Below are 9,820 nucleotides of genomic sequence, written 5' to 3'. Positions count from 1 at the left end.
GAGTGAGGCTTAGAGCCTGATATGGGAGTGAGTGAGGCTTAGAGCCTGATATGAAAAAACCCTATTTGAACTGACATCAAATAGGGTTGTAATTACTGGCGATTAGTTAAGCCAGTCAAACTACGTGAACAGGCCAACATAGCGCGGTTTTTATCGACATGATCATCAATTAATCGGGCTGATTTTACGATCATAATTTCTAGAGCCTTAGCCGTATCATCTTTTGTAAAACACTTTGTTGCTCGTAAATAATCAGTTAATGAATCATCAGCAATTTTTGCAGTGTCAGCAGTATTTATACCCTTATAAAATCGGCGCTCATTCATATATCAACGCCTCTTTTTCTTCTAGTTCCATTTGGTCACTAATAGTTAAACATGCGGCCGTTCTGTTAGCTTGTAACCAATCAACTAAACGTAACAATATACGTTCATATTTTTTAAATCTTGAAAAAGTAATTGGAAACGAACGACAAAAATAAGCAAATCTAACTTCTTGAGTCCATGCAATCCGACCTTGTTTACAGCAAGGGCACTTACAACGATTTCGATTTTTATCAATAACAATTGCGCTTCCACCACATTCAAGACAAATCTGACCATAACGTTGAATTGCTTCTGATATTGCGGATTCAGTTAAACTAATTATTGCTTGCTCAGGATAGCAACCTCGCCAATCAGCCATTAACCGTAATGTTTCCGCCCTTGTTGCAATCGACAACATTTTGTAAGCATGTTGATCTTTTAATCCCTCAACAAAAAGAATCAACCAACCAACGGGAGATTTAGACCAACAAAGGCCAACGGCTGCTAATTGTTCTTCCGCAGAAACTAAGGCTTTCCCACCGCCTGAACATGGATCATAAGAGATACCTTTTAACCCAAATTTACTTAAAACTTTCTGAATTTTATTTTGCATTAAATAAGACCACCCAAAATAGTGTGGTGGTGGTGACTATAGACCCCGAAAAATTTTTTTGGCTCAAGGTCGATGCCCGTTTGGCTTTTTCAACGTCCCAGAAGAACCTAGTGCTTTTTTAAATAGTTGATATTTATATATAAAAAACAATCAACCCAATAAGTAAAAACAAAAGATAAAACATAACAAATAAGTAACAACTAACGATTAGAGTAAATATCTATATGTAACTAGAGAAATAATCACTCTAAAACAGTTTGTTATCATCCTTATAAGGATGATAACAAAAACCATTTAACTAATTGTTATATATAGGTAACTTCGCCAAGCTGAAAAAACCAAGACAGGTTATAGACAGTTACACCACACTGTTTAAAAAACAATCAATTTATTATTTAAAAGTGGCCTTAGATAAGCCGCGACGGTCAACAACCTTAGCCGATAGGTCATACGTAATACGGAACGTAGCACCATCACTAGACCAACCATCACCAACCTCCAGCATTGGATTAGAGTCGCCATCAAGGAAACCCATTGTAATAGATTCAAAATCACGAGCAGACAAACCAATAGCACCATTAAGATCGGCTAGATATTCAGTAGATATAACTGTATTGAATTTTTTATACGCTGCATTAAATGAATCAGGCTTACTAGCTGTATTAATAACAGCTTCTAACATTGAACCATGATCGATATTAGCTAATAACACATCAGCAGTTAACGATAAAGGCGAGCCTTCTTTAGTCTTTTGTTTAGCTATAAACTTATAACAATCTAAAACTAATGATTGATAATCACCTATTGCTAAATCACTTTTAGAGTTCGTTTCATTAAAAATTTCACCATCAGATAACGAACCAGATAACATCGCATTAAACATTAATTTATCAGCCAGTCTAAAAGCAGCCTGAATCATTTTACGCGGAACTTTACCGATTAAATCAATATTATCGTTAATAATGGCTTGGCGAGTAATTCGAATTTCACGACCAAAACTAGCTAACTGAATTTTTTCACCAGTAGAAGAAATAACAGCTTGTTTATATTCACCATCTTCTGATAATGACAATAAATCAGGCATATCATTAACAGTAACTAAATCAGTAGGTTTAAAATCAGGTAAATTAACAACATTTGCAATACGCTTAAATAACGGCTCTCTTAATTTAATTTCTTCATTAATAACCAATTGAATTGTGTCACCAATAACTTGAGGGAAATCACTTGTATTCATTGCTCTGGCAACTAATTCTTTCTTACCCAATAAATGAGCATCTCGACCAACACAAATAGACGCAATATCTAACAAAGATTTATTTTTAAATGGATTACCATTAGTTAAATTAACAGAACCAACACGAGCACCTAAAGCATTCACTAATGCACCAATATTATTCATTGAACCACCTCTGATAATTGTATTTGTTAATGTGTTTTTGTCATATTGGTTGTAATTGAAACTACCATTAAAAGATGCCTGCCCCAAAGAACTCAAACAAAGTTCACGAGCATCTTCAACAGAACAATTTTTATCATTAAGACACTGTGTCATTAATTTAAATAATGGCGAGTTAGGAGTAAGAGGATAACTACCAGAAGCAAATTTAAATAAGTCTTTAATTTCTTGTTCACGATCATTTTTAAGGCTGTTAGTTAATGAATAATTACTTTTCAATTCATCATCTTTAATAATTTCATCAACAAGACCAAGTTCAAATGCTTCATTTGCATCAAACCACTTATCACCCTTATTCATAATGCCCAAGTAATATTCAATGGGATGTTTAGTTTTATCAGAATAAGATTTTGCTATTGTATTTAATGCTTTTCTTAATAACTCTAAATCTGACTCAATTTCAGAAATAGACGAACCAGCAGGCATGGTTGGTTCGTGTATCATTATTTTTCCGTTCTCTGTTATTTTAATAACATCACACGCCATTAATACATAAGACGCAATAGATGCAGCAAGAGAACAAACGACACCAGTTACAACACCTTTATGTAATTTAATTGCATTATAAAAAGCCAACCCTTCAAAAACAGAGCCACCCTCACAATTAAAATAAATATCAAGGTTAGAACCCTCATATTGTAATAATTCATTTTTAAATTGTTCAACAGAAATATCATTGCAACCGATAATCCCATTTATATCAATTTTCAAATTACCATTAGATAAATTAGATAATGAATACCAACCTTTCATGCTATGACCTTATTTGTTTATTTGTTAATAATGACTTACGTTTTAAAACTAATTTTTCGAGAGCTAAATCAGCAAAAAGAGATAAACCATCAAGCGCATGAGCCTCATAAGTGCCTTTACCAACATGAGTAACCAAAAGGGCGGATATACTAGATAAACCACGAAGTGCGCCCTCGTTCTCATCTAGCATAAAATCCATCTCATCATTTTCTTTTTCAAAAAGACTTAATTTCTGCTTGGTTTTTTCTAATTCTATTTTTGTCTTTTCAAGTTCTTCTTTGATTACATTAAATAAAGGTAATTCGATATCAACAAGCGACATTATTTACATTCCTCATTCATTTCATAACGGGAATAGTTCTTTACTCTTGAAATTTGACGATATGAATAACCATACTTATCAACAAGCTGTTTTCTGGATAGGCCATTTTTTAAGTCATTGTGGATAGAAGAAGCAGTTAATGCCTTTAACAATAAACTTTCACAAGGAATTTTGAGCCATGCACTAGAGGTTTTCTGTATAAGTTTTTGTTGCGTGTCTTTAGGTAAATCTAACTTATTGAATATAGTTGTTAATTTGTAAGACTTACCACTATTTTCCTGTATTAACTTAAACCCAATAGCGGATCCAAATAGGTCGAAAAATGAACGTAATGGGCTATTAGGGCTGATAAATAGACAATTTAAACCACTGGTTATACATACAGTGTTTAAATTTTGTCCCACTTTTGGTTGTACTTCTCTTTTTAATGTCATATATTTTGCTCAAGAGAAAGCAAAAAGCCAAAGCCAAGTAAACTTAGCTTTTAACTTTTAGCTTTCTTTAGATACAAGAATGCCCAAAGCAATGAAGCTCAAAACATTCAAGTATTACGCTAGTAATAAATCGCACTAGGGATTGCTGTCCCGAAATGCAACACAATGATAAAAATGAGATTGGCGTCTCTTTTTATCGAATGTAATTAGATCACCTTATTCATTTAAGGTCAATAATTACTATAATTTATTTGTCCTGACACATGATGTAGTGGGACAATATTAGGAATGAATTAGACCGCGAATCTAATTTGCTTGATTTAAAGCTAACCTAGAAACTAACCGTAAATTTATCCATTGGATTTACGGTTTTTTTTCGCTTGCTAAAAAGTAAATAGGTCTATAAACTAAATTCTCAATAAAAATTGCTCTCGCAAAGCAATCAACAATGGAAATCAAAATGACTAAAAAAAACCTAGGCGGACGTCCGTCAATAGATCCCTACTATAGAGCCGATAAATCAGTAAAAATTAGCCAGTCGCAAATAGATGAAATGGCTAAACTTGGTTTTAATAAATATCAAATAGGCGAACACCTTCGCAGAATGCTTGATACTTATATCGCTGCTCATGGTGGGGATATTTATGTCAGAAAGTAATGTCACACCATTAAAAGCCTTATCACCATTAAATCTATTCATAGATTCATTACCAACCTATATGCCAAAATCCTATCAATATGATAAAAAGAATAATGCAATTATTCATATTGAATGGAAAACAAAACAAGGTGGTGATGCTTATTCAGTTGAAACGGAAATATGCAGCCCTTTAGCTATTACCGCGCTAACACATAGCGAGGACGGCAAAGAGGGCGGCTTATTGATGAAATGGATTGATAGACGCAATCAACTTCGTGAATGGGTATTACCTCAATCAATGCTTGCTGGCGGATTTGAATCAATCGCTACTAACCTACAACGCAACCTAATTCAATACTTACCCTCAGACCCAAAGGCTAGGCGCTTGTTTATGGAGTACCTACAAAAGTCTATACCTAATGATTGGATTCTATTTACAGAGCGTACAGGCTGGCATGATGGATCGTTTGTCTTCCCTGATTTTGTTGTCGGTGAAAAAGATATAGTTTTTCAATCAACAAATGCAAAACACCAACCGCCCAAAATTACGGGAAGTATTCAAGACTGGATTGATAAAATTGGAAAATATTGCATAGGCAATCCAACCCTAATCCTTGGAGCAACTACCGCATTAGCCTCCCCCTTAGCTGGCCTACTCGGTGAAAACGGTTTTATGTGTCACCTAATAGGTGAAAGCTCCAAAGGTAAAACAATTTCTCTTGGTGTTAATTGTTCTATCTTCGGTATGTCAAAGGGATTATGGCGCGGTACAGATAACGCAATAGAGTCAGAACTTGAGGCGCGTAGCAACATTGGTACAACATTCGACGAACTAGGACAATCAACACCTAAAGACGCTTTTCAAACCGTATACATGCTAGGTAATGGAAAAGGTAAAGCGCGAGCAAGTAAAGACGGCAGCGCACAACGCATTAGAACTTTTACCCTAATAGCATTATCGACAGGTGAAATGGGACTTAATGATTTTCTATTAAATGGTGGCAAACCTATTACGGGCGGCCTATCGGTTCGATTCATTGAAGGAGTATCAGATCAATTCAAGTACGGTTGTTTTGATAACGTTCATGATCTTAATAATGGCGGCATGTTTGCTACATATATGGAAAACGTAACGGGTATAGCTGGCGATAATTACAACCCTATTGCTAGTGGTTCGGTAGGTATGGAATACATAAAATATCTATCTGATAACGTAGGCGATAATTTAGAAGTAATCACAAAATTAAAAGCAAGACTAAAAAAATTAGCTGATTGCTTAACACCTAAAGATTCAGATTCTCAAGTTAGCCGCATGGCTCGTTCTATGGCCTTGCTTATTCTTTCAGGTGAATTAGCCACAAAAGCAGGAGTTACAGGCTGGAATAAAAACACCGCCTATAGTGAACTTTCTCGTTGGTGGTTCGAATGTGTGATACCTACAAGAGGCGGTACTAATTCAACCGAAAAAGAAAAAGCATTTGAGGCCGTGAAAGACTTCTTTGAATTGCATCATATGAGCCACTTCGCGCCATTAGGTACAACGGCAGATAATAAGCCAGTAACTCACTATGGGACTAATTACGGCTACGTGGAAGAATTAAACGGTGTAACCACGTTCTACGTTACAGCGGCAGGGTGGAAAGCCATTACAAAAGGATTCAACCCCAAACAAGTAGTTACACAATTAATAAATAAAGATTTATTAATGCCATACAACAAAGACGGACGAACCCAAATACCAAAAAAAATAAATGGAAAAACAGGTCGATATTATATGATTAATGGCGAAATATTAAACCAATAATCACACAGGTTACACATTTTGTGTAACCCAAACATAAGCGGTTACACTTTGTGTAACCGTTTTTTTTTATATAAATTAATAGCTTACAGTACAAGTTACACAAGTTACACCAGTTACACCTAAAAATCATTAATCTTATCTAAAAATGCTCAAGTATGATGCATATCACAAAGTGAAATTAATGCGCGAAAATAAAAAACAACGTGTAACTGGTGTAACTTGTGTAACCTATAAAATAAATAATAAATAAAACAATAAGATACAAACAAACAGATGGTTACACATAGGTTACACAAGTTACACATTTAAAGTAAAACAGCGAAAAATCGCTGATGATTGGCCAGTAAAACGATAACCACCATCTACGCTTCAAGTATGACGGCTTCGCCTTTGTTGCTTCGCAACGGCCTAGCAGGGCACGAAATGGAAATCGAGCGCGATGCTAGAACATCGAACGCGATCAACCGCTTGTCATGCGCTTGGGGTTTTGCATTACCATCACCACGCGCTAACTGTTCCTTTGCGTTCCGAGGGATAACCTAAAGTAGACGCTATTAGTTAAGTAAGTGCGCTTAGTATCCCTTACGGGATAAGAGCCAAGAGCAAGAGCAAGAGCAAGAGCAAGAGCTAAACGGTCGCGTTTAATCCTCGGGGTCGCTGGAATAAGAGCCTCCAGCTACCCCAAGGAGAGCTTATTCATGAGATAAATTAGTAAACTAGCCACTTAACCACCTTGAGGGTGGTTGCGTTAGACTAGTTGACAAATTTCCTTCATGACATTAACTACGCTATGCGCCTGAAGCGGCGCGCTACGCTTAAGAGCAAGGGCGGTATGGTTGTTTTGAATGGCTTAATTTGCGGTTTTAAAGGGGGTAGGTGCTATTTATTCGTGCTTATGCGTGAGGTTATGGCCTCGTGATGTTTTGATGGGCTTAAAATTGATTACAGGCTTTTATAGTTAAAAAAAACCGTTCCAATTAGGAACGGTTTTTTGATTTATTCGGGATAACGTAAATGATCAAGTTCTTCTATTAATTTAATAAAATCACTCCATTTCATAGCCCCTAATTTTATTTGATGTTTGCCCCACAAATCACGTATGATCTCTGCATTCATTTTTTTAATGTCCAATTAGATTGATGAATTAGCCCCTTACACTGTCCAAGGTATCAAGGGGCTACCTTTCTCTTTTTTTAGTATCTTTTTATTTAAGTCCACTTATTGCCATTAATAGATTTTCTTAGCTGAAGATATTTAAAATGATAACGTCCGTTATGATTCACCTTTGTTGATACTAGCTCTATGTTTTTGCAGTTAATTTTTAACTTTTTACCGTAATACTTTAGTTTCAATTTGTTTTTAATTGGTTGTAATTTTACAAAAAGCCATCCTTCAATAAGATCCATATCTCTTTGATTACATCGCCAGATACCAATGAAGTGAACATTATCAAAATAATCACAAGTGCTTTTATGTGCCATATATCGTTTCTTTAGGTTTTTTGATTGCCCTACATAGAGACAGATACCTAAACGATTGTAGAATGAGTAACACCCTGATTCTTGGGGCGGATAAGCATGACCGTTAAATATGTAATAAGGTTCTATGTTCATGATGTTTACTCTAGGTCTTCTACCAGCTCAACTTCATGGCTTATATCACCATCATCAAGATCAAGCTCATACCTAGCGTTATCAATTGCGATTCTTATAGCCTCGTCCTCGTCTTCCTCCTCCTCGTTTATTTCCACATCCACTTCAACTTCAAAATTCACCGTATAAGTCACATATACGCGCTTATGCTTGATCACCGGTTCTTTGTCTTCTGGTATGACGATAATCAAATCAGGAGCATTTAATTTACGGGTTATCAATTCTTTTACGAAATCGGCAATCGTAGCAGCTCGACCGCCAGCCTCTTTTCTTAGAACGCTGTTATTAATTTCAATACAAGGATTTTTAGCTATGGCATCAATACACCACTGGATAAGATTTTTTACCGGCTGACTAATATCTTCGGTTAACCATTCTTTTAATAATTTAACGCGGCTTTCAAAGTAGCTTTCATCCCCACGCTTTCGCGCCTTATCTATCTGGTATCGTTTCAAATCGTTTTTTGACTCCAGAATAGTAAAGGCTTCGTATAATTCAGAAGTTTGATCATTTGTATGTAGTAACACTTTTTGAAAGTAATACTTGCCTAGCTTGTCGCCCTTATATTTGAACTCACGCCCCGCGCTCATTTCCCTTGCTTCAAGCATTACAAGTGACGAATGCGCATAAGCTGAACGGGTATCTTTAAATACCCAAGGATGATATTTAACGTCCATTGTTTGATAAATATCTTCCATCATTGAATCAATAGACGTGCATAACTTTCCGTGGCTTCGGTTGTTCAACTTTAGGGCTTTTTCTGCGTCACTCTCTTTTTTCTTAAAATCTTTCTTCATGGCCTTAATTTCTGGCATATCACGTAAACGCTCTACAGCCTCGACCACCAACTTGGAATCAATCAAACAAGGTAAGGTATTTACATCATCTTCTTTGTTCTTATTTTTACGTTGGCCTGAAAATTTAAAACGCGCCTTGTCTAAGGCTTCAAATGTTCCAAAATGCAGAATTTCAGAAGAACGACGACCCGTAGCAAAGCCTAAGCCTATCGCTAAGTATTCCCAATTACGCGATTTACAGAGAATTGTAGATAACTCTATGGTCTTGATTACACTTAATTTTCTATCATTTTTAAGTATTTCCGTTTCTTTCTTTCTCAACTTGGTTCGGCTTATTGTTCGCTCCTTTGTTGCCGTGTCTCTTGTTAAATGTTCCATCACTGATCGGTTGTCACCACTAAATGACAATATATATTTTTCTACTTTTTCCCCCTCTTTTTCAGTGAGTCTATATTTCTTCCACCAGCCACCAGAAAGAACTAAATCTTTAATAGGCTTCATGGTCATTCTAATGGTTATAGCCGTTGTTAAGTCTACTTTTTCAAGTTGCTTATTTAACACTTTGCAATTATTTTTTAATTTATCAAAATCTTTATCTAGTGTTAGCGACTTTATGCCAGATTCGGCAATTCTTCGACGTAATCTTGTTAAGTATGAATTATATGTACTCTCATTAATAAGGCCTTCACCTTGAGCTATAAGATCTTGATTTCCATCTGGTTTTGACGAATCAACCTTTACCCATAAATCACGTTTTGCGCGTTCACAAGTGCGCTTAATTTTCTGGTTCTTACGACCTAGAGGCAAATCTTCCGCCTCAATTTTCTTTAGTTCACCCACCAGCCACGCGGATATAGCATTTAAACCAACAACCTTTTTCATACTCAATACCTCAACAAATGGAACAATAATAAATAGTACACAACAACAATACCATAATGGAACAAAAACGCAATGATTTATTTGGTGGTACATATAACAAATGACACAATGGAACAAAAACAAATACAAATAAGTAATGGAACTAATCACTACTACTAT

The 9,820-nt window shown here is 35.7% G+C and carries 9 protein-coding genes; 2 read left to right on the top strand and 7 right to left on the bottom strand.

Annotated elements, in window-relative coordinates; translation table 11 throughout:
* Positions 1-92: 92 nt before the first annotated feature.
* The 5 genes from OC457_RS20820 to OC457_RS20800 all read right to left on the bottom strand — a co-directional run bounded on the left by OC457_RS20820 (position 93) and on the right by OC457_RS20800 (position 3,886).
* Positions 93-326, bottom strand: coding sequence for a hypothetical protein (locus tag OC457_RS20820; RefSeq protein ID WP_080176451.1), 234 nt, complete (start codon positions 324-326; stop codon positions 93-95).
* Complete coding sequence (locus tag OC457_RS20815) at positions 319-918, bottom strand: hypothetical protein (protein WP_080176452.1); 600 nt, start codon at positions 916-918, stop codon at positions 319-321. Before OC457_RS20815 ends, OC457_RS20820 begins: the two co-directional genes overlap by 8 nt.
* A gap of 391 nt (positions 919-1,309) precedes the next feature.
* Positions 1,310-3,130, bottom strand: a complete 1,821-nt coding sequence (locus tag OC457_RS20810) for a head maturation protease, ClpP-related (protein WP_080176453.1) — start codon at positions 3,128-3,130, stop codon at positions 1,310-1,312.
* 1 nt (position 3,131) lies between these two features.
* Entirely contained in the window at positions 3,132-3,452 is a 321-nt protein-coding gene (locus OC457_RS20805; RefSeq protein ID WP_080176454.1) for a hypothetical protein, read from the bottom strand.
* The gene (locus OC457_RS20800; RefSeq protein ID WP_080176455.1) at positions 3,452-3,886 is read right to left on the bottom strand and encodes a hypothetical protein; all 435 of its coding nucleotides are present in this window, start codon (positions 3,884-3,886) and stop codon (positions 3,452-3,454) included. The genes OC457_RS20805 and OC457_RS20800 overlap by 1 nt, the downstream gene beginning before the upstream one ends.
* Before the next feature lie 460 nt (positions 3,887-4,346).
* Here OC457_RS20800 and OC457_RS20795 point away from each other — a divergent pair, with 460 nt between their 5' ends.
* Both OC457_RS20795 and OC457_RS20790 read left to right on the top strand, forming a co-directional pair.
* Positions 4,347-4,544, top strand: coding sequence for a hypothetical protein (locus OC457_RS20795; RefSeq protein WP_080176456.1), 198 nt, complete (start codon positions 4,347-4,349; stop codon positions 4,542-4,544).
* A complete protein-coding gene (locus tag OC457_RS20790) occupies positions 4,531-6,330 on the top strand; it encodes a DUF927 domain-containing protein (RefSeq protein WP_159447892.1) in 1,800 nt (599 codons plus the stop codon). Before OC457_RS20795 ends, OC457_RS20790 begins: the two co-directional genes overlap by 14 nt.
* A gap of 1,208 nt (positions 6,331-7,538) precedes the next feature.
* Here OC457_RS20790 and OC457_RS20785 read toward each other — a convergent pair.
* Positions 7,539-7,943 (bottom strand): GIY-YIG nuclease family protein, encoded by a 405-nt coding sequence (locus OC457_RS20785; protein WP_144379621.1) that lies wholly within the window; start codon positions 7,941-7,943, stop codon positions 7,539-7,541.
* A gap of 5 nt (positions 7,944-7,948) precedes the next feature.
* Positions 7,949-9,661: a protelomerase family protein gene (locus tag OC457_RS20780; RefSeq protein WP_159447893.1), complete on the bottom strand. Its 1,713-nt coding sequence runs from the start codon at positions 9,659-9,661 to the stop codon at positions 7,949-7,951.
* Positions 9,662-9,820 lie beyond the last annotated feature (159 nt).

The organism is Photobacterium toruni, from assembly GCF_024529955.1.
GTDB classification, from domain to species: Bacteria; Pseudomonadota; Gammaproteobacteria; order Enterobacterales; family Vibrionaceae; genus Photobacterium; species Photobacterium toruni.
Note: the sequence above shows the minus strand (reverse complement) of the source record. Positions and strands in the feature narration are given on the sequence as shown.

Excerpts from the sequence above, each read along its gene's own strand:
- OC457_RS20820 (WP_080176451.1), bottom strand. The coding sequence starts at position 326 with ATGAATGAGCGCCGATTTTATAAGGGTATAAATACTGCTGACACTGCA.
- OC457_RS20815 (WP_080176452.1), bottom strand. The coding sequence starts at position 918 with ATGCAAAATAAAATTCAGAAAGTTTTAAGTAAATTTGGGTTAAAAGGT.
- OC457_RS20810 (WP_080176453.1), bottom strand. The coding sequence starts at position 3,130 with ATGAAAGGTTGGTATTCATTATCTAATTTATCTAATGGTAATTTGAAA.
- OC457_RS20805 (WP_080176454.1), bottom strand. The coding sequence starts at position 3,452 with ATGTCGCTTGTTGATATCGAATTACCTTTATTTAATGTAATCAAAGAA.
- OC457_RS20800 (WP_080176455.1), bottom strand. The coding sequence starts at position 3,886 with ATGACATTAAAAAGAGAAGTACAACCAAAAGTGGGACAAAATTTAAAC.
- OC457_RS20795 (WP_080176456.1), top strand. The coding sequence starts at position 4,347 with ATGACTAAAAAAAACCTAGGCGGACGTCCGTCAATAGATCCCTACTAT.
- OC457_RS20790 (WP_159447892.1), top strand. The coding sequence starts at position 4,531 with ATGTCAGAAAGTAATGTCACACCATTAAAAGCCTTATCACCATTAAAT.
- OC457_RS20785 (WP_144379621.1), bottom strand. The coding sequence starts at position 7,943 with ATGAACATAGAACCTTATTACATATTTAACGGTCATGCTTATCCGCCC.
- OC457_RS20780 (WP_159447893.1), bottom strand. The coding sequence starts at position 9,661 with ATGAAAAAGGTTGTTGGTTTAAATGCTATATCCGCGTGGCTGGTGGGT.